Genomic DNA, 26,985 nt, shown 5'->3' with positions numbered 1-26,985 from the left:
GACGCTGAGGCTCGCGCAGGTCTAGCTGCGGTGGCCAAACGCCGTGTACGAGATCAAGCTGAGTGCTCGGCGTGGTGCAGCACTTCCGTGATGAGTCGCCTGGTGGCCTCCCCCTGCAGCGTGTAGGTGACCTCCCGCCCGCGACGCTTGCGCCGGATCAACCGGGCCTCCTTGAGGTACCGCAGGTGGCGGGCGATGAGCGTCGGGTCTGCGGACATCGCCCCCGCCAGGGACGCCGGTGTCTGTTCGCCGTCCTGCAGCAGGACGAGGATGCGTATCCGGTGCTCGTACGCCATGGCGCGTAACACGACGACCGCGCGGTCCAGTGTGCGCCTCGTCTCGTCGAAATGTGGGGCGCTCATGCGGGGACCGCCCGGAGGCCGGTGGTCGCGGTGGGCGTGGATTTGACCAGCCGGGACAGCACTGTGGACAGCGCCAGGACCGCGGTGGCGGTCAGGGTGATGCTCGCGCCGGCGGCGACGTCCCAGCGGCTCGACGCGTACAGACCGCCGAGCCCGCTGAGAGCGCCGAGTGTGACAGCCAGGGCGGTGATGATGCTCAGCCGGTGCGACCACTGGCGTGCCGCCGCTGCCGGCGCGACGATGAGGGCGAGGGCGAGGATCGTGCCGATGGCGGGGACGATGGTCACGACCGTCACCTGGATGGCAAGCAGCAATACGACGTCCCAGACACCGGTGGTGAAGCCGGCCGCCTGCGCGCCGGACCGGTCGAAACCGGTGTACCGCAGTGGACGGGCGCAGGCCAGCAGGACGACCGCGACGACCACGAGCACGACCGCCGTGGTCACGAGATCCTGAGGGCTGACGGTGAGGATCGATCCGACGAGGAACGATGTCAGGTCTCGGCTGAAGCCGTTCTGGGTGGCGACGAGCCCGGCGCCGAGCGCGAAGCCACCGGAGAGCATGACGCCGGTCGCCGCAGCCGTGTTCTGGCTTCTGTGGCGGCTGAGCGCGGCGACGCCCAGCGCGACGATCGCGCCTGCGGCCACGCCGCCGACGATGATGTTGACGCCGATGATGGAGGCGGCCACCACCCCGGGGAACGTGGCGTGGGTCAGTGCCATGGTGAAGAAGGACAGCCGGCGGAGCACGACATGAACGCCGACGAGTCCGGCGAGCGCGCCGGCGAGTAGCACTTCGGCCGTGGCCCGGTGCAGCGCGTCATCCCACCAGTTCATGCGGGGACCTCCTTGCGTCGGGAAGGATCCGCCCGTGGTTGCGCCTTGACCGCAGCGCGCCCAGTGGGAGCAGCAGCAGGTAGGCGAGCACGAGCAGCAGGACGACGGCGGAGGCCGAGGTCAGGGCGATGCCGTGGTCGACCGATGCGGTCCAGCTGGCCAGCAGGCCGCCGTATGCGGCGATGAGGATGAGGCCGGTGCCGATCACCGCCATCAGTGACAGGCGCGTGGTGAGCATGCGGGCGGCCGCGGCGGGCACAATGAGCAACGCCACCACGAGGATGGTGCCGACGGCGCGTACCGCGGCGACGACGACGAGCGCGACGATGATGTTGAGCAGCAGGTCGAGCCCGGCGATCCGGAAGCCGGCCGCGGCGGCGCCGGCCGGGTCGAAGGTCCGAAAGATCAGAGCGCGGGCGCTGATCAGCAACAGCCCAAGGATGACGACCGCGAGCACGGCGGTCTCCGCGATCTGTCGCGGCGTCACCGTCAGGATGCGCCCGAAGAGGAACGACGTCAGATCCGAGGTGTACGAGGAGCGCCGCGACACGAGCACCACACCGATCGAGAACATGGCGGTGAGCACCACGGCGGTGGAGGCATCATCGGACAGCGCCCCGCCACGGCTGAGCACTGTCAACACCACAGCGGTCACGACGCCGGCGACCAGCGCTCCGACGACGACGCCCTCGATGCCGCCGGCCAGGAACCCGATGACGACGCCGGGAAACACGGTGTGCGTCAGCGCGTCGGAGACGAACGACAGGCGGCGGGCGAAGACGAAGACACTGACCGGTCCGCAGATGAGGGCGAGCAGCGCGAGTTCGGCCAGGGCACGGCCCATGAACGGTACGGTGAACGGCTCGATCACGGCTCCACCAGCACTGTCCGGCCGTCTCTCAACTCGATGGCGTGCCCACCGTAGGCGCGGCGCAACGTATCGGACGTCAACGTCTCGTCGGGCGGGCCGACCGCCCACTGTCGCCCGTTGAGCACGCAGACCGTGTCCGCGAGCTCGTGGGCGACCGTCAGGTCGTGGGTGCTCAGCACCAGGGTGGTTCCGACCGCGCTGAGGTCGCGAAGGACGGACACGATGGCGTCCTGGCTCACCGCGTCGACGCCGTTGAACGGCTCGTCGAGGAGCAGCAGCCGTGGCTCGGCGGCGATGGCGCGGGCGAGCAACACCCGCTGGCGTTGTCCACCGGAGAGGACGCCGAAGTGGGTCCTTGCGTGGTGGGCGAGGCCGAGTCGGTCGAGGGCCTCGTGGACGGTTCGACGGTCCATGCTGCGGGTGGGGCGCCACCAGCCGATGCGCCGGTAGCGGCCCATCATGACGACCTGGCCCGCGGTCACGGGGAAGTCGGCATCGAGGGAGTCGGTCTGGGGAACGTATCCGGTGCGGGTCCGGGCCTGGGCCGGCGCGCGCCCGAGCACGGTGGGCGTACCGGCGAGGACCGGCACCAGGCCGAGGATCGCCTTGATCAGCGTGGACTTGCCGGCGCCGTTGGGCCCGATCAGGGCCAGGCGCTGCCCGGCGACCAGGTCGAGGTTGACGTCGGTGAGCACGGGCGTGCCGTGGTAGCCGACGCTCACCTCGGTGAAGCGGAGGGCGGCGTCGGCCACCGCGACATCGCCCATGTCAGGCGCCCAGAGCCGAGACGATGACCTCAGTGTTGTGCCGCTCCGCACCAAGGTAGGTGCCTGCCGGCGTGCCTTCGGCACCGATGCTGTCGCCGTAGAGGGCGTCCTCGCCGCCGATGACCTTGACGCCGGCCTGGTTCGCGATCGCCTCGGCGCTCTTGGGCGGCAGCGACGTCTCCGCGAAGATAGCCTTCGTACCCGTCGCCTTGATCTTCGCCACGAGGTCGTTGAGCTGTTTCGCGCTCAGCTCGGCGGAGGTGTCGAGGCTGGGGATGACTGAGCCGACGAACTGCAACTTGTACCGGTCGACGTAGTAGCCGAAGGCGTCGTGGTTGGTCACGAGCTTGCGCTGGTCGGCAGGGATCCTGGCGAAGGCGGCCTCGTTGTCCGCGTCGAGCTTGTCGAGTTCGGCAGTGTAGTTCTTCAGATTGCCGGCGAAGGTCGCGGCGTGCGCGGGGTCGGCCGCGGCGAGGCCCTTCTCGATGTTGGCGACCATCGTCTTGGCGTTCAACGGGTTGTGCCAGATGTGCGGGTCGTGCTCCTCGCCCTCGTGCGCGCCCTCGCCCTCCTCGTGGGCTTCCTCGCCCTCCTCGTGGCCGCCCTCGCGCAGGGTCACGCCCTGGCTGGAGTCGACGACGGTGCCCTTGAAGCCGGCCGACTCGATGGTCTGGTCGAGCCACTCCTCGAGACCGACACCGTTCTTGACGACGATGGCGGCCTTACCGATCGCCTGGATGTCGGCAGGGGTGGGCTCGTAGTCGTGCGGGTCCACGTTCGGCTTGATGATCTGTGTGACGGTGACGTCGCTGCCGCCGATGGTGCGGACGAAGTCGGCCACCTCGGGGGTGGTGGCGACCACGGCGAGTCTCGTACCGGCCGAGGCGGTGCCACCACCCTCGGCGGCGTCGCCACCCGTGCCACAACCACCAAGAAGAACAAGCGTGGCGGCTGCCGCCGCGGCGATGATGATGCGTTGTCCATGCTTCACGAAAACACTCCGTTCCTGAGATCCGGAACGGTAATCGTTTTCGCTAAGTATCGTCTAATAGCGAGACGACCATGTGTCCAGGCGCTACCCACAGCCCTCAGGGCCCCGTCGGTCGACCCTCAGGCCACGGCCGCCAGCGCCGCATGTCTGCCACATCGCCAGAGGGTCCCGGCCTGGTCGAATCCGGCCTCATGAGCGGCGGTCGCGTGCCATGACGCTGGAGCGGTGAACTCGGCCGGCAGGCGGCTCCCGAAGATCGCCGCCCGCTGCGCCAGCAGTGGGCGCAGCACCTCCAGGTCCGCGATGTCGCTCCACCACTGCGCCCAGGCAAACTCCGCGGCGGCCTCGTTCGGGGCGGGGTTCAGCGCGCTCATCAGGGACGGGAGCCCTTCGTCGGGCATAAGGTCCGCGACGATGAGCAGCCCGCCGGGGGTCAGGCAGCGTCGCGCGTGGTCGTAGAACGCGCGCACCTGGGCCGGCGGCAGGTAATGCAGGGTCATGACCACCGTGATCAGGTCGTAGCCGCCACCCGTTCGGTCCACCCAGCGCGGCGTAGACAGGTCTCCGTCCAACGCCCGCACCTCGCCCGCCAAGGCTCCACGCGCCAGCGCGAGCAGGACGGGATCGATGTCCATGAGGGTGACCTCTGCGTCAGCCCACCGCCGGGCCATTCGCTCGGCCAGCAGCCCAGGTCCGCCGCCGAGGTCAAGCACCCGCCCGGGCGGCCGGCCGCGAACAGCCTCGGCGACCCGGCAAAGCGTCTCCTCGAGGCTCGCGAGGTGCGGCACGAATCCTTCCATCACCTGAGACCATGTCTTGCGCCACCGGACGATCTGCGTGGGGTCGAGCTCGGCGGCAGGCGCGCCGGTGGTCGTTGCCATGGGTGCACTCCGGACGACGCACGGACGGGAAGGCCAACGATAACGAGAGCCATTTCCGACAGGATAGGTGAGCCGAGACGGAGGAACCGGCGAATCGCGGCGTGTCCGTCAATCGTCGTCGAGCTCGACCAGGACCGACAGGAGTCGATCCACCTCCTCGGCGGTGTTGTAGATGTGCAAGCTCACCCGTACCGATGCCGTCTTCTCGCCCTGGTCGCCCTGACAGTGACCGTCCGCGCGGACCAGAAAGCCATGCGCGGCCAGGATGAACCCGAGGTCGTTCGAGCCGATCAGGCGGTGCCGGAAGGCCACGATGCCCTGGCGTTGCTGGGTCCGGGTGTCGGCGGCCAGGCTGCTTTGACAGCCCAGCACCTCGACGGTGGACAGCGTGCGCAACCCGTCGGTGAGCCGTGCGCCGAGAGCGGTGTTCCACCGGGCGATGCGATCCAGGCCGGCGGCGTCGAGCCAGTCCAGTGCGGCCACCAGGCTGATGATGCCGCTGGTGTTGGGTGAGCCGAGCCAGCCGGCCGGCGCGTAGGTCGGGCCGCGCTGATTGCGCGCCCAGATCGCGCCGGTCCCGGGCAACGCCATTGCCTTGTGCCCGGAGAACACCACGAAGTCGACGTCGGTCGTCGCGGTGGACAGCGGCAGGTGCCCCACTCCCTGCGCGGCGTCGAGGCAGATCGGGACCGACGGTCCGGCTACCGAACGCAGCCTGTGCACGTTCATGTCGTTGCCGTACACGTGGTGCACGTGGGTCGCCGCGATCAGACGCGTCCGGTCGTTGATCATCGCCGCGAGCCGGCCGGTGTCGTAGTCGTGGGCGGCGTCGTACGGCATCGCCCGCACCACGACGGACGTGCCCTGGTGACGCAGCAGCTCCGCGACCTCCAGCCAGGGCGCGTTGTTGGCGGCGTGATCGGCGAACGGCACGATGATCTCGTCGCCGTCGCGCAGCTGCGGGGCGAGCCAGTCGCGGGCGATGGCCCGCAGCCCCTCGGTGGTGCCGCCGACGAAGTGCACGCCCGAACGCTGCGGTGCCGGGTCGTCGAGGAAGCGGCGCAGTCGGTCGCGAGCCTGCTCGATGCGGGCGGTGGTCCGGTTCGCCCACGGGTACGTGCCCCGGGCGGCGTTGGCGTTGCCCGTCGTCAGGTAGGTCAGGACGGCGTCGAGGACCGCCTGCGGCTTCTGCGAGGTAGCGGCGCTGTCCAGGTAGGCCACGTCCGGGTTGGCGGTGATCAGCGGGAACTGGGCACGAAGCCCTTCCTGCCACGTGCGCAGCTCGTCGAGAGCACCCATGTCAGTCGCGGACAAGCTCAGCGCCCGCGTCGCGCCACGCGATGATCCCACCGTCGAGAGACCGGACGTCACTGTGACCCATCCGGGTGAGCAGAGCCGCGTAACGGGCCGACTTCTCCCCCACCGGGCAGACCAGCAGCACCGGCTGGCGGCGCCCGAACGGCAGCCCGCCGTACAGCAGCTCGGCGAAGAGTTCGTCGACGATGTTGATCGAGCCATCGATGTGCAGCGCCTGATACGCGAACGGGCTACGCAGGTCGACCACCAGCCCTCGGCGCTCGGCGATCCACCGCTCGGCCTCCGCGACATCGATTGTCGCCGCCTGCCTCACCTCCGCGTCGGTGACCGTGCGAAGGGAGTTGCGTCGCGGTGGTCGGCCGAACAGCTCGGGCCGTCTGTCCCGCAGGTAACCCATGTAGCTTTCGACGCGGTCACAGACGATGAAGACCGCCGTGCGGCGTTCGGTGAGCTGCGCGTCGACGGCGCGCAGATGACGGACGGCACCCTGGTAGGCGCCGCCACCGGTCGGCCCGGCGAGCGTGCCGCACCGACGTACGAGAGTCAGCAGACCATCGATCGCGTCGTCGGCGGTGATCGTCTCCACCTCGTCGTAGACGTCGGGATCGAAGAGGCCGACCTCGTGCACCTCGTCGATGGTGCGGATTCCCGGGATGAAGTCGGACTTGTGCGCTACCAGACCCACGACACGTACGTCGGGATTGTGCTGGCGCAGCGCGGCCGCGACGCCGGTGGAGGAGCCGGCGGTGCCGACGCAGGCGATGAAGTAGTCCGGCGCCCGGCCGTCGAGGTCCTTCACGATCTCCGGGCCGGTGCCGTTCAGGTGCGCGTCGACGTTGAGCTCGTTGAAGTACTGGTCGGTGTGCAGGTGACCGCCATCAGATCCGGCGAGCCGGTGGTACATCCTGGTCAGCGGGTCGTCGGTGTCCGTGGGGTCGAGGCATTCGGCCTGCCCGGGCAGCTCGTCGATCTCCGCGCCGAGCAGCAGCAGCAGGTCCTTGATCTCGGCGACCTTCATGCGGTTGGTGACGCTCTTGAAGGTGAGCCCGTGCATCCCGGCGATGACGGCGAGTGCCTTGGCCGTGTTGCCGCTCGACAACTCGACGACGGTGTCACCACGCTCAACGGCCTGGGTGAGCAGGGGTCGGACCATGTTCCATGCGGCGCGGTCCTTCAGCGAGCCGAACGGATTGAGCAGCTCCATCTTGCCGTACAGGTCGATGTTGCGCAGACCGTGCACGGCGGCGTCGATGCGGACCAGCGGTGTGTTGCCGATGGCATCCGTCATGCTCTCGAACCTCATGGTGCCTCCACACGACGGTGAACGGGCCAGTACTGCTCGTCGAGGCACCATCGCCACGCGCCGTCGTCGCGGTACAGCGCGACCTTGCGGCCGATCGGCTGGTGCAGCGCGTGCGTGGCGCTGAAGTCCATCAGGTAGCCGGCGGTGTTGACGAAGGCCAGCAGGTCGCCGGGGCGGGGCCGGGACGGCAGGAAGACCTTCCGTCGGGTGATGAGATCCGCCTCGAGACAGAGGTTGCCGAACAGGTACACCCCTGTGGGCCCTGGGGCGGCCGGGGTCGTCCGGTGCACGACGACCGGGTCCATCAGGACTCCGTGCTCCTCAAGGCTGACATCGCGGGCGTTGCAGTCCAGGCGCACGATCGTGTCGCCGTCGGCCTCGTCACGGACCTCGAGAACGGTGGCCAGGACGAGGCCGCACTGGTCGAGCAGAGCCCGACCCGGCTCGACGTGCAGGTCGTACATGTTGTCCAGTAGCAGGGTCCCGAGCGGGCGGCGCTGTTCCGGTGAGCGGGTTCGCAACAACCGATCGAGGTACGCCGCCCCCGAGACGGGCCGGTACGCGGGGTACAGACTCAACGATCCCCGGACGTGACCACCCTCGGCACGCAGACCGTAGCCGTACCCGTTCCAGGTCAGCGGCGCCCGGACGCCCAGCACCGCCTCGGTCAGCGCGGTGGTGTACTGCTCCCACTGCACGCCGTCAGCGAGGTAGTCGACACCGAACCCACCGCCGATGTCGACCGACCAGGGCCGCAGACCGCGTCGGCGGCACTCGTCCAGCGCACCGAGGCAGCCCTCCAACGCCACAGCCTTCTCCGGCAGCCCGATCGTGTCGAGGTGAAACGCCACTCCGATCATTTCCAGGGCGTCGGCGTGTTTCTCGACCGCGTCGAGAACCACGCTCACCGCGGCGGCCGGCACCCCGAAGCGGCTGCGACGGCTGCCGAGTTGCACGCCGGACGAGGCAAAACCCGACAGGCGTGCCATCACGCGTACGCGCGGCAACGACCAGTCCGTCACCAGTCTGGCGAGCGTGGTCATCTCATCGACCGAATCGACGCTGACCGTGACTCCGCTGCGGGCGCAGAGCCAGAGGAACTGCTCGTTCTTCGGCCCGGTCGCCATGATCCGTTGCGGCACGAAGCCGGCACCGAGCGCGTGCTGCAGCTCAGCCAGCGATGCGACGTCGATGCCCGCGTCGGTGGCGGCGAGTTCACGCACCAGGGCACTGGATCGGTTGGCCTTGTGCGCGTAGTAAATCTGACCTGACAGGCGATGATTGGTGAAGACCGAACGAAATGCGGCGATGTTCTCCCTCAACTGCTGCGGCAGAATCACGCCGAGCGGGGATCCCAACGCATCGGATAATTGCGCCATGAGGGCGGTTTCGTCGAGCACCGACCGCAGTGTCGGATCGATTCGCGGAGTCAGGTGGAGGGGCAATGCGACTCCTCAGGTGAGCCGTGGTGCCACGGACGCCGCCATCCATCACGTCAAGAAACCCTTCGTGACGGCGGCCTGCTTCAACGTAACCGATGTTCCTACGCCCGCCAAGGGGCGCTGGACTAACGACCGGCCGAACGTCCTCATATAGTCAGTTGTGCATGTGCGTCTGCGTAATCGCCAACCATTCAGCGAACCGCGCGAGCATGGCGGAAGTTCCATTTCTTCCCCTGCTCTGCGGCACACGCCGACGCGCGGCGCCTACCAGAAGTAGGCGCCGCGCAGGCCGACTCCGCCTCGGCACATGCCTCCCGCCGGAGCGGATGTCGACAGCGGTTCTGGCAGGTCAGCTTCGGTGCAACGGATCAGGACAGGACTTCGAAGGTGAAGGTCTGGGCACCAGAGCTCACGGTGGCACCTGTGGCGGCGAGCTTGCCGGTGACCTCGAAGGTGACGGCGTACGTGCCGGCGGCATCGAAGCCCCAGTTGGCGTGAGCGTGGGCGTTGTAGTTGACGTTGAGGCTGTCGGGCAGGCCGTTCCCGCTGTCGAAGAGCACCGTCGGGGTGCCCCCGGAGACGGTGTAGATACTGAAGCCCGCGGGGCCGGAGACGCTGCTGAGCTTGAAGGTGACCCGGTTGTTCTGGAAGATGCCGCTGGGCACCTCGGTGGTGTTCCACCCGGCCCAGAGCAGTCCGGCAGTGCTGGACTGCGGCAGGACCCATGCCTGGCCACCAGTACCGAGGTAGGACCAGGCCGAGCCAACGGGCACGGTGATCTTGGCCGTGTTCGGCACCCGGAAGAGCACGTCGGCAGGGTTGCGTTCGACGCTCGTGGTGCCGGTGCCGTCCAGGACGTCGACGGTCAGCGCGCCGCCGGCGTAGTCGACGTCGATCACGTCGACGTGACCGCTGGAAAGCACGACCGGTGCCGCGGCGACGGGCGTGGTGGTCCCGACGAGCAGTGCGGCGGTCACGACGAGACCGGCGAAAAGCCGGTTACGGGTTCGCATGGCGCTCACGCCTTGACCGTGAAGCGCAGCGTGGCGGGGGCGGAGGTCACCTGCTGGTCGGTGGCAGCCAGGGTTCCGGTGGCACGCACGGTGACGCAGTAGGTACCGGCCCTGTCGAACGCCCAGTTGGCGTGGGCGTGGTCACCGGCAGCCACCGTGACGGCGTCCGGGAGGCCGTCACCGCTGTCAGCGAGGATGGTCGGCTGCCCGACGGCGTTCTCGGTGTAGATCGCGAGCTGACCAGGGCCGGTCACTGACTGCACGGACAGCGTCAGGGCGTCACCGGCGAAGACTCCGGCCTCGACCTCCTCGGCAGCGATGCCCGGCCAGATCAGGTTGGCGTTCTGGATCTGCGGCAGCACCCACACCTTGGCCACGCCCGGGGTGCCGAGGAACGCGAAGGCGGGGTCGGCGGGGACGGTGACCTTGGCGTGGCGCTTGACGATCAGCTTGACCTCGTCGGCGCCGTACTCGACGTCGTTGTCTTCGTCGTGGACGCCGACCTCCAGCGCGCCGTCCTCGTAGGCCACGTCGACGAGGTCGAGATGGCCGGTGTCGAACACCACGAGAGACGTGGTGGCGGCCTGGGCGGGCAGGGCCGTGGCGACCAACGCCACGCCCAGGACGCCCGACGTCAGTAGATGACGGATGGTGCTACGCACGAAGAGACTCCTCTCCCGCGAAGGTCCCGAGTGGACCAACGCTTAATGAAAACGATAGTCGTTTTACTTGCCCTGCGATAGGGCTGAACGAGGACTCGGATGCGCGTCGTCGCCGAGTTCCTGCCCGCCGGGCCGCCACCGTCGAGTCAGGAGCCCGTGTCGCGGGGCGAACAGCCAGGCGGCAAGAAAGACCGCGGTGGCGACCAGGACGATGGTGCCGCCGACCGGCGTGTCGTAGCTCCAGGACAGGTACAGCCCGACGATCGCCGATACGCCGCCGACCAGCGGGGCGAGCAGCATCATGACGCCGAGCCGGTCGGTGAGTAGACGGGCTGCCGCCGCCGGGGTGATCAGCAGCGCCAGGACGAGGATGTTGCCGATCGTCTGCAGGGAGATCACCACGGCCAGGGTGACCAGGACGTAGAGCACGATGTCGAGCCAGAAGACGGACAGCCCCATGGCGCGCGACATCTCCCGGTCCAGGCAGACCGCGACGAACTCCTTGTGCAGAGCGAGCACCAAGCCCAGGATGACCAGGCCGGCGCCACCGACGACGTACAGGTCCCGATCCGGGATACCGGTGATCGAGCCGAAGAGGAACTGCTGCAGCGACCCCGCGTAGCCGGGGGCCTGTGAGATGATCACGATGCCGAGGGCGAACGCGCCGACCAGGAAGACACCGATGATCGAGTCCTCCTTGACCCGTCGGTTCTGCGAGAAGATCGCGATCAGCAGGGCGGTGGCGACACCGGCGACGGCACCACCGAGCACCAGGCTGCCCTGGAGGACGAAGGCGACCGCGATGCCCGGGAAGACCGCGTGCGCCACGGCGTCGCCGATGAACGCCATTCCGCGCAGGACGACGTAGCATCCGACGACTCCGCAGACGATGCTGGACATGACCGCGATCGCCAGCGCCTTGGGCAGAAAGGCGAGGTCGGGGTTGAGCAAATCGGTGAGGAAATCGGTGATCGACATCAGGTCGCCCTCACGAGCTTCAGCAGCGGAGAGGTGGCGCTCACCCCGAAGGTCTTCGTCCACAGCTCGGCGTCCTGCAGGTCCGCCGGCTGCCCGTCGGCGATGATCCGGCCGTTGAGCAGGACCAGACGAGTGCAGGAGTCCACTGCCGCGACGAGATCGTGAGTGGTCATCAGAACCGCACGGTCCTCTGCCGCCAGGCTGGTGAACAGGTCACCCAGCAACTCCTGCGTGGGCATGTCGAGTCCGGTGAACGGCTCGTCCAGCAGCAGGATGCGCGGAGCGAGGGCGAGAGCACGAGCGACCAGGACGCGTTGACGTTGTCCGCCGGACAGCTCACCGACCGGCCGGTGCCGTAACCCGGTCAGCTGTACGCGGTCCAGTGCGTCGCCGACTGCCCGCCAGTCGGTGACCCCAGGCCGACGGAGCAGACCGAGGCGCCCGGTCCGGCCGCTCATCACGGCCTGCTCGACCGAGATGGGAAAGTCCCAGGTGAACTCGTGGCGCTGGGGGACATAACCGATTTCGGACCGGCCGGGGCGCGACGGCCTGCCCTCCACCGTCACGGTGCCGCCGCAGGTACCAGTCAGTGCCAGGATGGCGCGAAGCAGGGTGGTCTTCCCGGCGCCGTTGGGCCCGAGCAGCCCGACCAGTTCGCCCCGGTCCAGGTGCAGCCGGATGTCCCGCAGGACCGGCCGGCCGCCGAGGTCCACGTCCAACCCGTCGATGTCGAGTGCTCTCACCGCTGCCCCTCCGACACCGCGGCGGCACGTTCCTGTTCGGCCCGGCGCTTCGCGCCGCGTCCGCGTAGCAACAGGAGGACCAGTCCGACGGCGAGCAGGGCGGCCGCGCCCGCCAGCGCGATGAGCAGCACTGTCGTGGACGTGGCGGCAGGCTCGCCGTCTGCGGCCCGGTCCTCTCCGGCTGGTGCCTGCCCTGCTGCTGGAAGGTCCGCGGTGGCGGCGAACGCCTCGTCGGCGCTGGTGGTGTCGCCCACCGCGATGCGCAGCGTACGGGTCGCCGAGACCGTCTCACCGTTGACCAGGTCGGCCGACGCCTGCACCGCTACCAGGTAGACGCCGGGCGCGGTGAACACCCAGTTGGCGTGGGTGTGGGTGTTGACCTCGGCCCAGAAAGGCTGCGCGGTGGAATCAGCGGAGCGCCAGAGTGGCTGGGGTGCGGCGAAGTTGCCCGACTGAAGGTAGGTCGTGAGGCTTCCCGGGCCGCGTACGCCGAGCAGGGTCAGGGTGACGCCTCGGTCGATGGTCTGCATCACCCGGGGATCCTGGGTGTTCCAGCCGAGCCAGACGACGTTCTGGTTCTGGGTCTGCGGCACCACGTACACCCGCGTGCCGGCGTCAACGCCGAGGAAGGCGTACGCCGGGTCGTCGGGAACGGTCTGCAACGCGGCATCGGAGACCCGGAGCAGGGCCTCGTCGGGGTCACGCCACACCGGTCGCGCCTTCGTGCCGTCGTGGACCAGCAGTGTCCACCGGTTGCCGACGTAGCGGGGGCCGATGTCGACGTGCCCGGTGGCGAGTTCCGCCCGGCCGGTGGCCAGGGGCTGATCGGCGGCGATCGACTGGCCGAGGCCCGGCGTCGGCTCCGCTGCCCGGGCCGGGGCCTGCGTCGTGGCCAGCACGATCACCGTGGCAACCGCGTATCGCAGGATGGCGCTGGTCGTACGGGGGCGCCGTCGCGCCCGTCCTGCCGTCACTGGCTCCTCCATCACTTGTCCGTCAGGCAGTCGTGCAGCGATTCGGCGTTGAACCGCATCATGTCGGCGTAGGTGGTGACGTCCCGGTCGAAGGTGTCGCCGTAGATCGCGCAGATCCGCAGCCCTTCTTCGCGGGCCACCTCGGTGAGGGTCGTGGATCGGGCCGCCAGGTTGGGCTCCAGGAACACGGCGGGGATCTTCAGGTTGCGGATCGTCTCGGTGAGCCGGCGGCGGTCGGCGAGGCTCGGCTCGGTGGCGGGGTTCGGGGTGACGAAGCCGGAGATCTGGATTCCGTACGCCTGGCCCAGGTAGCCGAACGCGTCATGGGTGCTGACCAGGTGCCGCCGCGAGGGCGGGATGCGGGCGATGGTGTCGCGGATCTGGGTGTCGAGCGCCTCCAGTTCACGGATGTAGGCCGAGGCGTTCATGCGGTAGTCCGCCGCGCCCTGCGCGTCGACGCCGATCAGGGTGTCCCGGATCAGCTCCACGTAGGAGATGGCGTTACGGACGTTCTGCCACAGGTGGGGGTCGATTTCGCCGTGCACGTGCTTGCCCAGCACCGCCTGCGGGAGCTGGTAGACCTGGGTGCCGGGCCGGCCGAGGAACCGGAACCTGCGGTCACCGGGCACCTCGAGCAGCGCCTTGTTCGGCACCTCGATGACGGTGCTGGCCGGGTCGTACACCCGCTGGTTGGCCTCGCCGCTGCCCTCCGGGTCGGCGAACAGGTAGAGCCGCCGCTCGTCGAGGTCGACGGCGATGTCGGCGTGACCGGAGTTCAGCACGTCCGCACCTGTCATCCCTGGCACCGAGTGCGGGTCCACTCCGACGGCGAAGGTGAACACCTGCTCCCCCAGGGGTACGGGCGCGGTCTCGGGGGTCACCGCCAACTCCGCCCGCATTGTCAGCCGGTAGACGCCGGGTCTGGTGAACGCCCAGCTCATGTGGGTGTGTGCGTCGGGGGGCAGCGTGGCGGTGTCGTCCCGGTAGCCGTTGGCGGCGTCGAACCCGTCGCCGGAGTCGACGTAGAACGACGGGTTGCCGAACGACTCGGTCAGGTACGCCCGTACCCGACCCGGCCCGTCCGCCGCGGTCGCGGTGAGCAGCACGTCGGAGGAACGGTTCGCACCCTGCGCCGCGCCGGTGCCGCGCACCCGCATGCCCAACCAGATGGTGTCCAGTGACACGTCCTCGACCAGAGGGATGATCTCCGCGGCGTACTTCACCGCGCCCTCGGCCAGCGAGATGTTCGGTATGCCGGCCCGCAGGTTCGCGTCCAGCGCCTTGATGACGGCCTGCTCCTCCAACAGCAGATAGTTGCTGAACGCCACGTCGGCGTAGACGACGTTTCGGATGTCCCGCAGCGACGGCTCGTAGCTGTGCGGGTCGGCGTTGTCGGGCACCAGGGAGGTGACGGCCACCCGCTCTCCGCCGACGTTGCTCACCAGGTCCCGCAGGATGCCGGTGGTCGTGATGACCTGAAGTCGGTCGTCGTCGGCGGTCAATGCCACCTCCGACCGGCAGCCGGCGATCAGCCCCACGATCAGCAGCGGCAGGATCGCCTGCCGCAGCCGTGGCACGACCAGCGAGTTCATGCGTCTGCCGTCGGGAGGCCGGCACGGCGGCGACGGCCCGACACCACCAGCAGAACCCCGACCGCCACGAAGACGATGCCGACCGCTCCGGCCGTCAGCACCCAGCCGGCACCGGTACGCGGCAGAGGCCCGCCGCCGCCCTGAGCCGCGCCGCCGTCGCCGTTCTTGTCACCGTCAGCGCCGCTGCCGGAACCGAAGCCGCTGTTCGGGTCGGTGCTGTCGCCGACGGCGATGGTGAGCGTCTTCGTGTCGGTGACCGCCTTGCCGGCGCTGGTGGTGCCGCTCATCTGCACGACGAGGCGGTACAGGCCGGGCTTGCTGAACGCCCAGTTGCCGTGGGCGTGGGTGTTCAGCGGAACACTCAATTGCTGCGGGAACGCCTTGGCCGAGTCGAACAGCACATCGGCCTTGCCGAACGAGCCGGTCAGGAAGAGGGCGAACCGGCCGGGCCCGTCGACGCCTTTCAACGTCCAGGTGACGTTGCCCTTGACCCTCGACACGACGGACTCGTGCTGGGTGTTCCAGCCGGGCCAGATGATGCCCGCCTGCTGCGACTGCGGCAGCAGCCACGCGGCGTCGCCCTGCTTGCCGAGGAAGTCGGCACCGGCGGGCACCGTGATCTTCGCGTTGTCCTTGACCTGCAGGACCACGTCGGTGGTCTCCCGCCAGACGGGAGGGCTGGTCCGGTCGTCCTTGATCCGGATCGTCCACGTGTCTCCGGACAGGTCGGGGCCCATGTCGACGTGCCCGTCGGCAATCACCTGTCGGGCACCCGTGGCGGTGGTGCCCGCCGCCTTCGCGGCCGCCGTCGACGGGGCCGCGACGGACTTCGGCGTGGCGGCGGCCTTCGGGGCCGCCGGGGGTGCGGCGAGTGCGCGCGCTGCCGACTGCCCGCCGGGGCGGGTCGCCGGCTCGGCAGGAGCGGGTGGCGGCACCTGCTCACCCGGGCTGATCACCGGCACGCGCACCCGGTACGTCGCATCCGCGCTGACCTTCCGGCCGGAGCGCAGGGTGGCCGAGCCGGTCAGGGTCAACCGGTAGTCACCGGCCGCGTCAAAGGCCCAGACCACGCCGCCGGTCCGTGTCGCCACCGGCAGCTGCGCCGTCCGCTTCAGGCCCGGGCCGCTGCCGAAGAGCGGGTTCGCCGTGCCGAGACCGGACAGGCTGTACGCGGTGAACGTTCCCGGACCCTCGACCGAGCGCACGGTGAGAGCCACCGTCTCGTCGGTGACGACGCCGGGGCGTACCCCGGTGGTGTCCAGCGCGGGGAACCCGCTGTCGCCAGCGGACAGTGACCACACCGCCTGCCCCGGCGAACCGAGGAAGGCGAAGCCCTTGCCCGCCGGCACCCGGCCGGCGAGCCCGCCAGCCGGGCCGAGCACAACCTCGGCCGGGTCGTGTCCGGCAGCGTCGCTGGACACCTGCGCGGCGTCGCGCAGCCGCAGCGACATCGAGTCACCGTCGAGCGCGACGGACACCAGGTCCGCGCCGGCCGCGGTGACCGCGGCCGGTTCCGCAGCCGCCGGCGCACCCCCAAGAGCCATCGCCAGTACGACTGATGCCACACCGGCGGCACCGGCGCGCATGATTCTCATCCTCATTGCTTGCTCCCCAGACGGCTTCGGAGTGGTTCGTCTATGTCGTGTCTCGCCGGCCGACGTGACTGGTGGCGGGAGCCGCTGCCGCACCGCCGCCCGGCGTCTGCTCGGTCTGCCGGTCGGCCTCGGAACGACCCTCCTCCCGGGCGGCCGCAACCGCCCGGGCGAGCTGTCGGGCCCGCCGCCGGCGGGCGGCGGTCAGCGCCCAGCCGATGAGGGCGAGCAGGACCAGCAGGGCCAGCTGTGGCCAGGGCACCGCCCAGGCGGTGGCGCGCGCCGTGCCGCTCTGCGGCTGCGGGTCGAGGACCTGGTCGCCCACGGCGGCGGGTGTGACGGCGGCACTCACGGTCAACCGGAACAGTGGCGGCACGCCCGTCATACGTACGGTGGTGGTCAGTTCGCCGCCGGGCAGGATCTCCGGCAGGGCCGCCCCGTCGGTCGAGCGCCGGCCGAGGCCGAACGGCCCGGCCACGGTGAGCGTGGGCCGCCCGGTGAGCCGGACGTTGCCGGTGTTGCGGACGGTGAAGGTAGCGGTGAGCGTGCCACCGGCGAGGGGGTTCAGCGAGCCGGTGTGCCGTACCCGAAGGTTGTCGACGGTCATCGCTGGTTGCAGCTCGCCGCTCACCCGTAGGTAGATCCGCGCGCCGACCCGGTGGTCGACGGCGACCCGGTTGCCCTGTGCGTCTGGTGCCGTGGCGGCGAGCGAGGCGACGATCCCGCCGGCGTGGTCCCCGGGCGTGGCGTTGCTCGGCACGGTGAGCGTGAACGGGATGTCCACACGGGACGTGGACGGGATGGTCACGGTGCCGCCGGTGAAACGGACCCAGGTGCCGACGTCGGTGGGCTTCTGGCCACCGGCCAGCAGGTCGAACCCGCCCTGCCCGGTGGTGAACGCGTCGCTGGCGTAGAGGTTCAGGGTCAGCGGGCGCACCGAGTGGTTGGTGACCGCGACGTAGTCGGTCACTGTTGCGCCGGGATCGAGCTTGTAGGTGAACGCCGGCCGACCGTTCGGGCCCTTGGCACTCGACGGCGCCACTCCCCACGTCGCGGCGGACGCCGGCGGTGCGGGGGGCGTGGGCGGTGCCGGAGCCGCGCCGAGCAGGGCTATGCCGGTGGCAATGGCGGCGAACAGGCGCATGGGTTCCGTTCCTGGGTGCGAGGGGTGAGGCGGGGCGGGTGGGTCGCGGCAACGGCCCACCCACCCCGCGACCGTCCGGTGGCGGTTCAGCGCCGGGCCACCGGACGGGTTCGGGCGATCAGATCGCGGTGAGGGTGAGGGTCGCGGAGTACGTCCCCGCAGCCGTTTCGGTGGGCAGGCTCAGCCGCAGACCCGCACCCAGTTGGGCGGTACCCCGCCCGGTGTCGCCCGGCGCCGAGCCCAGCACCGCGCTGTTGCCGAGACCGCCGCCGGACCCGACGACGTACGGCGTGACCTCCGGACCGGCCACGACACCCTGCCCGGAGCCCTGGGCGATGACCCGAGGGTTCCAGCCGAGGTAGCCGGAGCTGAACGTCGCACCGTCCGGCCCGGCGAAGTCGGCCGGGATCTGCCCGGACGCGCTCCACCCCGGTCGGCCGGCACGGGTGTCGGTCACCGTGACCGGGCGGAGCTCCCCGGTGCTCTCCCACCGGTCACCGCCGGCGGTCAGCTGTGCGGGCGGCAGCACCACGGCACGGTCGTCCGGGTTGACGCTGATCACCAGGGAACCCTGCGTCGCGTCGATCGACGCGGTGATCGTCTGCGAGGTGCCCGGCTCCTGCGGCGGGAACGCCACCCAGAGGGCCACCGGTTCGCTGGTCGCGACCACCTCGTGGGCGTCGCCGTACAGCTTCACCACGTACTCGCAGGCGTTCAGCTCACGGGTGGCCGTGAACGAGTAACTCGCACCCGCCTCACCCGCGATGATCGCCCAGTCGTCCGTGCCGGGGCACCGGCTGAACCAGTGGTAGTGGTCCAGCTCGGTCTGCGGCGTCTGCACCGCGTTGAGCGTCACTGTGTCGTTGGGCTGGTACTCGTCCGCCATCCCGCTGACCGACAGGCTGACCCGCGGCCCACCGCCGGACAGTTCACCGACGACGAACGAGTAGTCGACCGGCCCGGTGCTGACCGTCGTGCCGTTGGTCAACGTCGCGTTGGCCTGGAACGTCAGCGTGTAGTTGCCCAGCGCGCCGAACGCCCAGTTCGAGTGCGCGTGGGTGTGCACCGGCACGTCGATCGCGTCCGGCAGACCGTCGTCGGAGCGGAACTTGATGATCGGACCGCCGAACGAGTCCTGCGTGAACAGCGTGACGGTACCCGGCCCCTGCACGCCGACCAGGCTCAGCCGCACCTTGTTGCCCTCGAACACCCCTGAGTCGAGCGTCGTGGTGTTCCAACCCGGCCAGAGCAGATCCGGGTCCTGGGTCAACGGGAGGAGCCAGATCTGACTCCCCGCCGGCCCGAGGAAGGCGAACCGCGGATCGTCCGGAACGGCCATCGCCGCCTGCGGCAGAACCTGGAACGTCACGTCCGCCGGATTCCGCGTCACCGAAGGGCTGACCGTGTCGTCGTTCACCTTCAACGACAGCACGCCATCCGCGTAGTGCACATCGAGCGCGTCGGTGTGCCCCTTGGACAACACCACCTGCTCGGCCGCCGACGCGGCGGTGGGCGCCAGCACCGCGCCGGCGACCACCACCGCCCCGGCAACCAGGGCCGCGAAACCGCGAACCCTCAGAGTCGCATTCATTCCTCCCCTTTCAGCACCGCGCGTACCTGCGCGCGGTGGTACATGTGCTGCCATCACCAGGACGCCTTGCGCACCCCGGGCAGCTCGCCACGCAGAGCCAGCTCGCGGAACCGCACCCGGGACAACCCGAACCGGGCCAGCACGCCGCGCGGGCGGCCGTCGATCTGGTCACGTGAGCGCAGCCGCACCGGGCTGGAATCCCGTGGCAGCCGGCTGAGCCGGCGCACCGCGTCGGCGCGTACCTCCGGGTCGGTGTCCGGATGGGCGACCAGCCGCTTCAACTCCGCCCGCCCCTCGACGTGCCGGGCTACCAGTTCCTCGCGGCGCGTCTGCCGGTTGACCAGGCTCTTCTTGGCCATCAGCGTGCCTCGCGGAACTCGACGTGTCGGCGGACGACCGGGTCGTACTTGCGCAGGACCAGCCGGTCCGGATCGTTGCGACGGTTCTTGCGGGTGACGTACGTGTAGCCGGTGCCGGCGGTGCTGCGCAGCCGCACGATCGGTCGCACGTCGGTCTGGCGGGCCATCAGAGCTTCACCCCCCGGGCGCGCAGCTCGGCGACGACCTTCTCGATGCCCTTGCGGTCCACGGTCTTCAGCGCCTTCGTCGTCAGGGTGAGGCTGACCCATCGCCGTTGCGACGGCAGCCAGTAGCGGTGGTTCTGCAGATTCGGGTTCCACCGGCGGCGGGTGCGCCGGTGGGAGTGGGACACGGCGTTGCCGAAGCTCGGCTTCGCGCCGGTGACGTCACAACGTCGGGACACAGTGCACGCTCCTTGCTGAGGTTGACGATAACGACAACGGTTTTCAGTTCTACATCATCCGTTCGGTCAGACCCGCAGCGGGCCGATCGCCAGCGACCCCCACTTGGGCCGGGTGCGCCCGCCGACCGTCCGCCACTCCGGATGTGGTTAAATGACAATCGTTTTCAACTACGTCGAGAGGAGTGCCATGTCGTCGTCACCACAGGCACCGACGCACGTCCTGACAACGGACACTGACACCCGCCCGTCCTTGACCGTGCTGTCCGGGTTCTGGCCGGCGGCGACCTTCGCCGTCGCTCGGGCGCTGCTCGCCGCCGACGACTCACTGCTACTGGTGCGCCACGACCTCACCGGGATCCGCGACGGCGCCGTGCGCCGGGTGGTGCGCTCCAGCACCGGCATAACCGAGGACGAGCGGGTCGGCCTGAAGCACGGCTGCGTCTCCTGCACCCTGCGCGAAGACGTGCTGCCCACCCTCGTCCGACTCGCCCGCAGCCAACCCGGCCGGGATCTGGTGCTGATGCTGCCCGAGGTGGTCGAGCCGGAGGCGGTCGCCGCCGCCTGCGCCCACTGCCTCGTCGACGGCGCACCGATCACCGAGCTCATCCGCGTCGACTCCTATGTCACCGTCCTCGACGCCGAACACCTGCTCGACGGCCTCGCCAGCACCGACGACCTCACCGCACTCGGCATCCAGGCCGCGGACGACGACGACCGCGCGCTCGCCGACGTCGTGGTCCGCCAGATCGAGTACGCCGACACCCTGGTCCTCTGGGGACAGTCCCGGGAGGGTGCCTTCGACACCAGCCGGCTGTCGGTCCTGCTGCGGCGGATGGCGCCGTGGGCGGTGCACATCCGCGTTGACGGTGACCGCGTCGACGCCAGCACGCTGACCCGCCAACTGCGCCACACCCACCGGCACCGGCCGGAGACCCCCGGGCTGCTGGCCCGTGGTCTACAGGGCTACACGCTGGGCGCACACGAGCCGGAATCCGACTGCGGGGTGGTCTCCGCCGTCTTCCGCGCCCGCCGCCCGTTCCACCCGCAACGCCTGCACGACGTCCTGGAGGACGTCAACGCCGAGATGATCCGGTCCCGGGGCCACCTCTGGCTGGCCAGCCAACCCGACACCGTGGTGGCGTGGGAGTTCGCCGGCGGCGGTCTGTCCATGGGCTCGCTCGGACACTGGCTGGTCAGCCTGCCGGAGGACCGCTGGGAGCACGTCGAAGACCAACGCCGCCTCGCCGCCGCCCTGGAGTGGGACCCCTACTACGGCGACCGCCACCAGCACCTGGTCTTCATCGGCCTCGACGTCGACCCCGTCGAGCTGCACCGCACCCTCGCCCGGTGCCTGCTCACCGACGCCGAACTCGCCGACGGCGAAGAAACGTGGCGCGCCTACCACGACCCGTTCGCCGGCTGCTTCCCCCTTGGGGCGGAGGAACTGGCAGACACCGACACCGAAGGAGCGCAACCCGCATGAAGCCCGGAATCCATCCCGACTACCGACCCGTCGTCTACCGCGACAAGGGCGCCGATCTCGTCTTCCTCACCCGGTCCACCGCCACCAGCGACTAGACCATCGAGTGGACCGACGGCACCACCTACCCCGTCATCGACGTGCAGATCTCCTCCGCCAGCCATCCCTTCTGGACCGGCAAGCAACGCCTGCTCGACACCGCCGGCCGGGTCGAGAAGTTCCGCCGGAAGTACGCCCGCCGGGGGCCGCAGGGCGCGTGACCGTGACGTGCCGGTCGACTGGACCGACCGGTGCCGCGACAGGTCGACGGCCCCCGTCACAACCGGGCATGGCAGTTGACGCTCGCCCGCGAGCCGGTCGCCGAGGGCAACCAGCTCGCGGGCGACCGTCAGCAGCGCTCCGGCGGGACGGCCCTCAATCCCTCTCGTTCTTTGCAGCCGCCGAGCCCGCGGGCGGTCCCGCCAACGCCGACGAGCGCGCCGCCGCCGACTACGGGGACATCATCCGAAGTCACAGGGTGACTGCCATGGGTCAGACCTGAACCGGATCGACATGCTCGTGTTCGTGCAGGTCGCTCAGGTCCCATTCGGGGAACGGGTCGGGCAGCGCCCGCCAGGCAGGCTCCCCGGCGGCGATCTCGGTGTCGGTGAGCAGGCAGGCGGTCAGCGCGGCCCGCAGGCCCTGGCCGTCCAGGTCGACACCGATGAGAACGAGTTCCTGCTGCCGGTCCCCGAAGAGCGGATGCCAGCGGGACTCCAGCTCGATCCGCTCGTCGGGATCCTCGGGCCACTCCCCGGAGACCACGACGGGGACGCCGATCGGATCGCACCGGCCGGAAGGGCCTGCCTGCGACCACAGTGCCTGCACGTCCGGGCGGCTGGCCAGCCACAGGAAGCCCTTCGAGCGCACCACACCGAACGCGTCCAGCCCGCCGGCCAGCAGGTCCCACAGTCGCTGCGGGTGCAGCGGCCGGTGGTCGCGAAAGACGATGCTGGAGATGCCGTACTCCTCGGTCTCCGGCACGTGCCCACCGTTGAGCTCGGCGACCCAACCGGGCGCCGTCTCGGCCCGCTCCAGATCGAACCGGCCCGTGTGCAGGATCTCCGCCGGGGCCACCCGGCCGTGCACGGCACGCACCTGCCGGGCGGCCGGGTTGAGGCGGCTCAGCAGCGCCTCCACCACCGCCAGATCCTCCGGTGCGACCAGATCGGTCTTGTTGACCACCAGCACGTCGGCGAACTCGATCTGGTCGACCAGCAGATCGGAGACGCCCCGGTCGTCCCCCTCGTACGCGGCCAGCCCACTTGCCTCGAGGGTCTCCCCCGCCTCGACGCGGGCCAGCAGGCCCGCCGCGTCGACCACCGTCACTGTGGTGTCCAGCCGAGCCAGGTCATCCAGAACCTGCCCGTCCTCCACACCGAAGGCGAACGTGGCGGCCACCGGCATCGGCTCGGAGATGCCGCTGGACTCGATCAACAGGTAGTCGAAGCGACCCAGCCGGGCCAACCGGGCCACCTCGTCGAGCAGGTCGTCGCGCAACGTGCAGCAGATGCAGCCGTTGGTCAGCTCGACCAGCCGCTCCTCCGTCCGCGACAACGCTCCACCGTCACGCACCAACGCGGCGTCAATGTTGATCTCGCTCATGTCATTGACGATCACCGCCACCCGCAACCCCTCGCGGTTGGCCAGCACATGATTGAGAAGGCTGGTCTTGCCCGCACCGAGGAACCCGGACAGCACCGTCACCGGCAGCTGCTCCGTCATGGCTGATCCAGCACCTGACGACCCTTGTACAGACCGCAGTGCGTACAGGCGCGGTGCGGCAGCACCATCTCCTTGCGCGGACACGGGCAGGGCGTCGACTGCGGCACGGTCGCCTTCCACCGGGCGCGACGGTGGCGGGTGTTGGACCGGGACATCTTGCGCTTGGGCACGGCCATGAGAGGTCTCCTCGATACGGGTTCAGCCACATGCTAATGGGTCCCGTTTTCAATAGGAGTTCGGGGCGTGCCTGATTCAGCTCACCGCAACGACGCTCGGACCTCCTGGAGCAACCAGGGCCGGGCCCCGTCGCCCTTCGTTCAGATGATCCGTCGACCGCTCAGCGCACACAGGCGGCGCAGGTGCCGAATATCTCCAAGGTGTGACCGACGTCGACGAACCCGTGCTGTGCGGCAACCTGGTCGGCCCACCGCTCCACGGCCGGCCCGGCCACCTCGACCGTACGCCCGCAATCTCGACAGACCAGGTGGTGATGGTGCTTGCTCTGACTACACCGACGGAAGAGTTGTTCGCCACCCGGCAACCGGGTCGAGTCAATCTCGCCGGCATCCACCAGCAGCTGCAATGTCCGATAGACGGTCGTCAGACCCACGCCCGCCTTACGCGCCAGAAGCATCTGGTGCAGTTGCTGCGCCGAGTGGAAGCCCTCGACCTCGCGCAGCAGTGCCAGCACCTCTGCCCGCTGCCGGGTGTTCCGGGTCACATTAGGCACCGTCTGATTCACCGTGGCCGCCATCCTCCCGTGATGTGGGCGCCGCCGGCCTACCGCTTCCGACACTTCGCCTCGCTGCCCGTCAGACCATTATGCGTCGTCGTGCATGAGCGTGGCCGCACCGTCCCCCGACCCCTGGCCTGTCGCGGGTAACGCAGACCGGCCGGCGTCCAGGTCCAGCAGTGCTGGTGATGTCACGGAGAGATCACAACGTCCAATCATCTATCGACATCGACTACCAACACCAAGAAGGATTCCCTCACACGCCCCCGTCATCTCGGGACCCGTTCTCAGGAGAGGACCCTGCGGTTTCGCGACGATGGCCCGTCGCTATCGATACACTCACATCGCTGTTGGTGTGTGAGCGAACCAAAGGTCGGCACACACGTTGCGCGCCACAGCCCTCGGAACGCGGGCAGGCAACCGGGTCGACGCCATGTCCACATGCCCAGCACAGAAGGGGGCCGGCGTGGCCGCATCCGAGCCCACCACCTCATCGAGCACAGGAACAGCCGGCACTCCCGACACGCCGCCAGGCCCCGACACCGTCCAGCACGACCACGGTCACCGGTCCCCGTTTCCGTTCACCGGACGGATCGGTTCGGTCGAGATCCTCGCCGCCGTGCTCGTCCTGCTCATCTTCCTGCGCGAGCCCCTGGCAAGGTTGCTGTCCGCACCATCGCTGGCGACCTGGACGACGGTGTTCGTCTCGGTGATGGTGCAGGCCGTGCCATTCCTCGTCTTCGGTGTGTTGCTGTCCGCCGCCATCGCAGTCTTCGTACCCCGGTCGTTCTGGGCCAGGGCCCTGCCGAAACACCCGGCCCTCGCCGTACCGGTCGCCAGCGCGGCAGGGGTGATCCTGCCGGGGTGCGAGTGCGGTGCCGTACCGATCGCGGGTTCCCTGATCCGCCGCGGTGTCACACCTGCGGCGGCACTGGCGTTCCTGCTCGCAGCACCGGCGATCAACCCGATCGTCCTCGCCGCGACCGCCGTGGCCTTCCCCAACAACCCTGAGATGGTCCTTGCCCGCGCGATCGCCAGCCTCGTCGTCGCCATGATCATGGGGTGGCTCTGGCTGCGGCTGGGCCGCACCGACTGGATCCGGCTCCCGCACCGACCGGACCTGGACGGGCTGCGGCGCGGGGAAGCGTTCTGGTCCGCCGTACGGCACGACATCGCCCACGCGGGCGGGTTCCTTGTCATCGGCGCGATGGCCGCGGCCACCATCAACGTCGTCGTCCCCGAACAGTGGCTGCAGACCCTCGCCGACCAGCCGGTGCTCTCCGTGCTCGCCCTGGCCGCGCTCGCGGTCCTGCTGTCGATCTGTTCCGAGGCGGACGCGTTCGTCGCCGCCTCCCTGTCGCAGTTCTCCCTCACCGCTCGACTGGCTTTCCTGGTGGTCGGGCCGATGGTCGACCTGAAACTCATCTCCATGCAGGCCGGCATCTTCGGCCGGCGCTTCGCCGCCCGATTCGCGCCGGCCACCTTCACGGTCGCCGTCGCGGTCGCCGTCATCACCGGGATGGTGCTGCTGTGAACCGGATGGCCCAGGCCTGCGTCATGATCTTCTTCGGCGCGGCAGTTCTGCACGCCAGCGTCACGGACCTCTACCTGCGCTACGTCAAGGAAGGGCTGCGACCGTTCCTCATCGCCGCCAGCCTCCTGCTGATCGTCGCCGCGGTGATGACCCTCTGGTACGACCTACTTCCCCACGCGGACGGGTCCGAGGGCCAGAGCGACCCCGCCGGCCGGACTCGACCGGAGAGCGCCGAGCGGAGCCCGAGCGGGTCAACGACCGAAGTCCTACACGACGAGCACACCCACCACGAACCGCGAGTCGCCTGGCTGCTTCTCCTTCCCGCTCTCGGGCTGCTACTCGTGACTCCACCCGCCCTGGGCTCGTACGCGGCCGGCCAAGCGGGCACCGCACTCACCGCTCAGCAGGACTACGACTACGACTATCCGCCGCTGCCCGCCGGGGATCCGGCGACGATCAACGTCTTCGACTACGCCGCCCGAGCCCTGTTCGACAAGGGCCAGTCGATCGGCAACCGACGGGTCCAGCTCACCGGCTTCATCACCCCGGGGCCCGACGGACAACCCATCCTCGCCCGCATGATCCTGTCCTGCTGCGCCGCCGACGGTCGACCCGTCAAACTCGGAATGGCCGGCAACGCCCCCACCGGTCTGGCCGACGACACCTGGATCCAGGTCACCGGCCGCTACACGGACCGCGTGACCCGTGACCCCATCAACGACGAAGAGATCCCCTATATCGAGGTGGAAACCTGGCGACGGGTGATCGCCCCCAAGGATCCGTACGAGTAGCCCTCCGCAGCGCCGGGCACAACCTCAGGCGTCAGCGCTACCCCACCGCAGAGTGCAGGCGATCACTCAACCGCCAGAGCCTTCCGCAGCACCGTCAGGCGTGAAGGCGCCACCGTCGGGACCAGTGTCCAGGTAGACATGCTGATGACCTTGACCCGCATCGATGTTGACCTGATCGAGTTGGGTAGCCGCGACGGACCACGCGGCAGCGGCTTGCACTGCCTGCCGTTTCGCCAGTTGCGCCAGAGCGGCCCGCTGGGTGGGCGGCCCGGTAACCGCGAGCAGGTAGGACTCGACAGCCAGGGAAGCCTGCTCCACAGCGCCGCGCAGACCCCCGCGCGCCACATTGGTGGCGGTGGTGCCCGACGGAGGGTCGGCGAACGGCTCCGCCGCCCGCGACATCGTCTGTTGCCACTGGCGGACCTGGTCGGGGCCGGGCTGCCCGCCGATTGGCGTGTCGGTGCGCAGAGCGTTGAGGATGGGGGAAATCTCCTCACGAAGGCGCCGGGCCGTTGCCGTCAACTCGACGATCTGCTGACTGTCGCGCTGCGCCTCGGCCTCGCGTATGTCGGCGACAGCCGACTCGACGCCGTCCGGTCGATTCGCTGTGTAGCCGGCAGCGCCCCCCACAAGAACAGCCGCGAGAGCGGTCGCCCCGACGACGACGGCGACTCGCGCCACACGACGGCGGCGCGTGTCAGGCGCGGACTGCAGGTAGGAGGGCTTACCGGTGCGGCGCGACACGACATCTCCTTGCGTCGATGGAGCCTGAGTCGCAGCGTAGCCTCACCGTCCGACGCCAGTCGATACCGGCGTTGCCGTCGTCTCGCGCGTGTTCAGCCGAACGGTTCTGTTCGCCGGC

Annotated in this window: 28 protein-coding genes and 1 pseudogene; 4 read left to right on the top strand and 25 right to left on the bottom strand. The window is 69.5% G+C overall.

The window, feature by feature from the left end; genetic code table 11:
• Positions 1 to 53: 53 nt before the first annotated feature.
• The 21 genes from QSK15_RS29605 to rpmB form a co-directional block, all read right to left on the bottom strand.
• Entirely contained in the window at positions 54 to 362 is a 309-nt protein-coding gene (locus tag QSK15_RS29605) for an ArsR/SmtB family transcription factor (RefSeq protein ID WP_285797328.1), read from the bottom strand.
• On the bottom strand, positions 359 to 1,198 hold the full coding sequence (locus QSK15_RS29600; protein WP_285797327.1) for a metal ABC transporter permease: 840 nt from the start codon (positions 1,196 to 1,198) through the stop codon (positions 359 to 361). Before QSK15_RS29600 ends, QSK15_RS29605 begins: the two co-directional genes overlap by 4 nt.
• The gene (locus tag QSK15_RS29595) at positions 1,182 to 2,069 is read right to left on the bottom strand and encodes a metal ABC transporter permease (protein WP_285797326.1); all 888 of its coding nucleotides are present in this window, start codon (positions 2,067 to 2,069) and stop codon (positions 1,182 to 1,184) included. The genes QSK15_RS29600 and QSK15_RS29595 overlap by 17 nt, the downstream gene beginning before the upstream one ends.
• Positions 2,066 to 2,836, bottom strand: coding sequence for a metal ABC transporter ATP-binding protein (locus QSK15_RS29590; RefSeq protein ID WP_285797325.1), 771 nt, complete (start codon positions 2,834 to 2,836; stop codon positions 2,066 to 2,068). Before QSK15_RS29590 ends, QSK15_RS29595 begins: the two co-directional genes overlap by 4 nt.
• Position 2,837: 1 nt before the next feature.
• A complete protein-coding gene (locus QSK15_RS29585; RefSeq protein ID WP_285797324.1) occupies positions 2,838 to 3,827 on the bottom strand; it encodes a metal ABC transporter substrate-binding protein in 990 nt (329 codons plus the stop codon).
• Positions 3,828 to 3,946: 119 nt separating this feature from the next.
• Positions 3,947 to 4,708: a class I SAM-dependent methyltransferase gene (locus QSK15_RS29580; protein ID WP_285797323.1), complete on the bottom strand. Its 762-nt coding sequence runs from the start codon at positions 4,706 to 4,708 to the stop codon at positions 3,947 to 3,949.
• A gap of 108 nt (positions 4,709 to 4,816) precedes the next feature.
• On the bottom strand, positions 4,817 to 6,022 hold the full coding sequence (locus tag QSK15_RS29575; protein WP_285797322.1) for an aminotransferase class V-fold PLP-dependent enzyme: 1,206 nt from the start codon (positions 6,020 to 6,022) through the stop codon (positions 4,817 to 4,819).
• Complete coding sequence (locus QSK15_RS29570; protein WP_285797321.1) at positions 6,009 to 7,313, bottom strand: pyridoxal-phosphate dependent enzyme; 1,305 nt, start codon at positions 7,311 to 7,313, stop codon at positions 6,009 to 6,011. Before QSK15_RS29570 ends, QSK15_RS29575 begins: the two co-directional genes overlap by 14 nt.
• Positions 7,314 to 7,324: 11 nt before the next feature.
• Positions 7,325 to 8,728, bottom strand: a complete 1,404-nt coding sequence (locus QSK15_RS29565; protein WP_285797320.1) for a Y4yA family PLP-dependent enzyme — start codon at positions 8,726 to 8,728, stop codon at positions 7,325 to 7,327.
• 410 nt (positions 8,729 to 9,138) lie between these two features.
• On the bottom strand, positions 9,139 to 9,792 hold the full coding sequence (locus QSK15_RS29560; RefSeq protein WP_285797319.1) for a choice-of-anchor M domain-containing protein: 654 nt from the start codon (positions 9,790 to 9,792) through the stop codon (positions 9,139 to 9,141).
• Positions 9,789 to 10,445, bottom strand: coding sequence for a choice-of-anchor M domain-containing protein (locus tag QSK15_RS29555; protein WP_285797318.1), 657 nt, complete (start codon positions 10,443 to 10,445; stop codon positions 9,789 to 9,791). Before QSK15_RS29555 ends, QSK15_RS29560 begins: the two co-directional genes overlap by 4 nt.
• Positions 10,446 to 10,508: 63 nt before the next feature.
• Positions 10,509 to 11,423 (bottom strand): anchored repeat-type ABC transporter permease subunit, encoded by a 915-nt coding sequence (locus tag QSK15_RS29550; protein ID WP_285797317.1) that lies wholly within the window; start codon positions 11,421 to 11,423, stop codon positions 10,509 to 10,511.
• On the bottom strand, positions 11,423 to 12,136 hold the full coding sequence (locus QSK15_RS29545) for an anchored repeat-type ABC transporter ATP-binding subunit (protein ID WP_377619649.1): 714 nt from the start codon (positions 12,134 to 12,136) through the stop codon (positions 11,423 to 11,425). Before QSK15_RS29545 ends, QSK15_RS29550 begins: the two co-directional genes overlap by 1 nt.
• Positions 12,137 to 12,162: 26 nt before the next feature.
• Positions 12,163 to 13,140 carry a choice-of-anchor M domain-containing protein gene (locus QSK15_RS29540; RefSeq protein WP_285797315.1) on the bottom strand — a complete coding sequence of 326 codons (978 nt, stop codon included), beginning with the start codon at positions 13,138 to 13,140 and terminating at the stop codon, positions 12,163 to 12,165.
• 11 nt (positions 13,141 to 13,151) lie between these two features.
• A complete protein-coding gene (locus QSK15_RS29535) occupies positions 13,152 to 14,732 on the bottom strand; it encodes an anchored repeat ABC transporter, substrate-binding protein (protein ID WP_285797314.1) in 1,581 nt (526 codons plus the stop codon).
• Positions 14,729 to 16,333 (bottom strand): TIGR03773 family transporter-associated surface protein, encoded by a 1,605-nt coding sequence (locus QSK15_RS29530; protein ID WP_285797313.1) that lies wholly within the window; start codon positions 16,331 to 16,333, stop codon positions 14,729 to 14,731. The genes QSK15_RS29535 and QSK15_RS29530 overlap by 4 nt, the downstream gene beginning before the upstream one ends.
• 34 nt (positions 16,334 to 16,367) lie before the next feature.
• Complete coding sequence (locus QSK15_RS29525) at positions 16,368 to 17,468, bottom strand: WxL protein peptidoglycan domain-containing protein (RefSeq protein ID WP_285797312.1); 1,101 nt, start codon at positions 17,466 to 17,468, stop codon at positions 16,368 to 16,370.
• A 118-nt stretch (positions 17,469 to 17,586) separates the two neighbouring features.
• Positions 17,587 to 19,059 (bottom strand): choice-of-anchor M domain-containing protein, encoded by a 1,473-nt coding sequence (locus QSK15_RS29520; protein ID WP_285797311.1) that lies wholly within the window; start codon positions 19,057 to 19,059, stop codon positions 17,587 to 17,589.
• Positions 19,060 to 19,112: 53 nt separating this feature from the next.
• Positions 19,113 to 19,418 (bottom strand): 30S ribosomal protein S14, encoded by a 306-nt coding sequence (gene rpsN / locus QSK15_RS29515; RefSeq protein WP_285797310.1) that lies wholly within the window; start codon positions 19,416 to 19,418, stop codon positions 19,113 to 19,115.
• The gene (rpmG, locus tag QSK15_RS29510) at positions 19,418 to 19,585 is read right to left on the bottom strand and encodes a 50S ribosomal protein L33 (RefSeq protein ID WP_013287204.1); all 168 of its coding nucleotides are present in this window, start codon (positions 19,583 to 19,585) and stop codon (positions 19,418 to 19,420) included. The genes rpsN and rpmG overlap by 1 nt, the downstream gene beginning before the upstream one ends.
• Positions 19,585 to 19,821: a 50S ribosomal protein L28 gene (gene rpmB / locus QSK15_RS29505; RefSeq protein WP_203118037.1), complete on the bottom strand. Its 237-nt coding sequence runs from the start codon at positions 19,819 to 19,821 to the stop codon at positions 19,585 to 19,587. The genes rpmG and rpmB overlap by 1 nt, the downstream gene beginning before the upstream one ends.
• A gap of 187 nt (positions 19,822 to 20,008) precedes the next feature.
• Here rpmB and QSK15_RS29500 point away from each other — a divergent pair, with 187 nt between their 5' ends.
• Both QSK15_RS29500 and QSK15_RS29495 read left to right on the top strand, forming a co-directional pair.
• Positions 20,009 to 21,304 carry a CobW family GTP-binding protein gene (locus QSK15_RS29500; protein WP_285797605.1) on the top strand — a complete coding sequence of 432 codons (1,296 nt, stop codon included), beginning with the start codon at positions 20,009 to 20,011 and terminating at the stop codon, positions 21,302 to 21,304.
• Positions 21,301 to 21,561, top strand: a pseudogene (locus QSK15_RS29495) (type B 50S ribosomal protein L31). Before QSK15_RS29500 ends, QSK15_RS29495 begins: the two are co-directional and overlap by 4 nt.
• Before the next feature lie 271 nt (positions 21,562 to 21,832).
• On the opposite strand, the gene QSK15_RS29490 reads toward QSK15_RS29495, so the two are convergent.
• The 3 genes from QSK15_RS29490 to QSK15_RS29480 all read right to left on the bottom strand — a co-directional run bounded on the left by QSK15_RS29490 (position 21,833) and on the right by QSK15_RS29480 (position 23,819).
• Complete coding sequence (locus QSK15_RS29490; RefSeq protein WP_285797309.1) at positions 21,833 to 23,065, bottom strand: GTP-binding protein; 1,233 nt, start codon at positions 23,063 to 23,065, stop codon at positions 21,833 to 21,835.
• Positions 23,062 to 23,241 carry a 50S ribosomal protein L32 gene (gene rpmF, locus QSK15_RS29485; RefSeq protein WP_285797308.1) on the bottom strand — a complete coding sequence of 60 codons (180 nt, stop codon included), beginning with the start codon at positions 23,239 to 23,241 and terminating at the stop codon, positions 23,062 to 23,064. Before rpmF ends, QSK15_RS29490 begins: the two co-directional genes overlap by 4 nt.
• Before the next feature lie 161 nt (positions 23,242 to 23,402).
• Positions 23,403 to 23,819, bottom strand: coding sequence for a Fur family transcriptional regulator (locus tag QSK15_RS29480; RefSeq protein WP_285797307.1), 417 nt, complete (start codon positions 23,817 to 23,819; stop codon positions 23,403 to 23,405).
• A gap of 571 nt (positions 23,820 to 24,390) precedes the next feature.
• Between QSK15_RS29480 and QSK15_RS29475 the strand changes: the two genes are divergently transcribed.
• Positions 24,391 to 25,332 carry a permease gene (locus tag QSK15_RS29475; RefSeq protein ID WP_279517784.1) on the top strand — a complete coding sequence of 314 codons (942 nt, stop codon included), beginning with the start codon at positions 24,391 to 24,393 and terminating at the stop codon, positions 25,330 to 25,332.
• Positions 25,329 to 26,123: a TIGR03943 family putative permease subunit gene (locus QSK15_RS29470; RefSeq protein ID WP_285797306.1), complete on the top strand. Its 795-nt coding sequence runs from the start codon at positions 25,329 to 25,331 to the stop codon at positions 26,121 to 26,123. The genes QSK15_RS29475 and QSK15_RS29470 overlap by 4 nt, the downstream gene beginning before the upstream one ends.
• 66 nt (positions 26,124 to 26,189) lie before the next feature.
• On the opposite strand, the gene QSK15_RS29465 is transcribed toward QSK15_RS29470, so the two are convergent.
• Positions 26,190 to 26,867 (bottom strand): hypothetical protein, encoded by a 678-nt coding sequence (locus tag QSK15_RS29465; RefSeq protein ID WP_285797305.1) that lies wholly within the window; start codon positions 26,865 to 26,867, stop codon positions 26,190 to 26,192.
• Positions 26,868 to 26,985: the final 118 nt, after the last annotated feature.

The sequence above is a fragment of the Micromonospora sp. NBRC 107095 genome (genome assembly GCF_030269705.1).
Taxonomy (GTDB): domain Bacteria; phylum Actinomycetota; class Actinomycetes; order Mycobacteriales; family Micromonosporaceae; genus Micromonospora; species Micromonospora parva.
The sequence above is the reverse complement of the archived record's forward strand: the minus strand, read 5'-3'. Positions and strand labels throughout refer to the sequence as shown.

What these genes read in the sequence shown, in the direction of transcription:
- QSK15_RS29605 (WP_285797328.1), bottom strand. Translation starts at nt 362, where the DNA reads ATGAGCGCCCCACATTTCGACGAGACGAGGCGCACACTGGACCGCGCG.
- QSK15_RS29600 (WP_285797327.1), bottom strand. Translation starts at nt 1,198, where the DNA reads ATGAACTGGTGGGATGACGCGCTGCACCGGGCCACGGCCGAAGTGCTA.
- QSK15_RS29590 (WP_285797325.1), bottom strand. Translation starts at nt 2,836, where the DNA reads ATGGGCGATGTCGCGGTGGCCGACGCCGCCCTCCGCTTCACCGAGGTG.
- QSK15_RS29580 (WP_285797323.1), bottom strand. Translation starts at nt 4,708, where the DNA reads ATGGCAACGACCACCGGCGCGCCTGCCGCCGAGCTCGACCCCACGCAG.
- QSK15_RS29570 (WP_285797321.1), bottom strand. Translation starts at nt 7,313, where the DNA reads ATGACGGATGCCATCGGCAACACACCGCTGGTCCGCATCGACGCCGCC.
- QSK15_RS29550 (WP_285797317.1), bottom strand. Translation starts at nt 11,423, where the DNA reads ATGTCGATCACCGATTTCCTCACCGATTTGCTCAACCCCGACCTCGCC.
- QSK15_RS29535 (WP_285797314.1), bottom strand. Translation starts at nt 14,732, where the DNA reads ATGAACTCGCTGGTCGTGCCACGGCTGCGGCAGGCGATCCTGCCGCTG.
- QSK15_RS29530 (WP_285797313.1), bottom strand. Translation starts at nt 16,333, where the DNA reads ATGAGGATGAGAATCATGCGCGCCGGTGCCGCCGGTGTGGCATCAGTC.
- QSK15_RS29525 (WP_285797312.1), bottom strand. Translation starts at nt 17,468, where the DNA reads ATGCGCCTGTTCGCCGCCATTGCCACCGGCATAGCCCTGCTCGGCGCG.
- QSK15_RS29520 (WP_285797311.1), bottom strand. Translation starts at nt 19,059, where the DNA reads ATGAATGCGACTCTGAGGGTTCGCGGTTTCGCGGCCCTGGTTGCCGGG.
- rpsN (WP_285797310.1), bottom strand. Translation starts at nt 19,418, where the DNA reads ATGGCCAAGAAGAGCCTGGTCAACCGGCAGACGCGCCGCGAGGAACTG.
- rpmG (WP_013287204.1), bottom strand. Translation starts at nt 19,585, where the DNA reads ATGGCCCGCCAGACCGACGTGCGACCGATCGTGCGGCTGCGCAGCACC.
- QSK15_RS29500 (WP_285797605.1), top strand. Translation starts at nt 20,009, where the DNA reads ATGTCGTCGTCACCACAGGCACCGACGCACGTCCTGACAACGGACACT.
- QSK15_RS29490 (WP_285797309.1), bottom strand. Translation starts at nt 23,065, where the DNA reads ATGACGGAGCAGCTGCCGGTGACGGTGCTGTCCGGGTTCCTCGGTGCG.
- rpmF (WP_285797308.1), bottom strand. Translation starts at nt 23,241, where the DNA reads ATGGCCGTGCCCAAGCGCAAGATGTCCCGGTCCAACACCCGCCACCGT.
- QSK15_RS29480 (WP_285797307.1), bottom strand. Translation starts at nt 23,819, where the DNA reads ATGGCGGCCACGGTGAATCAGACGGTGCCTAATGTGACCCGGAACACC.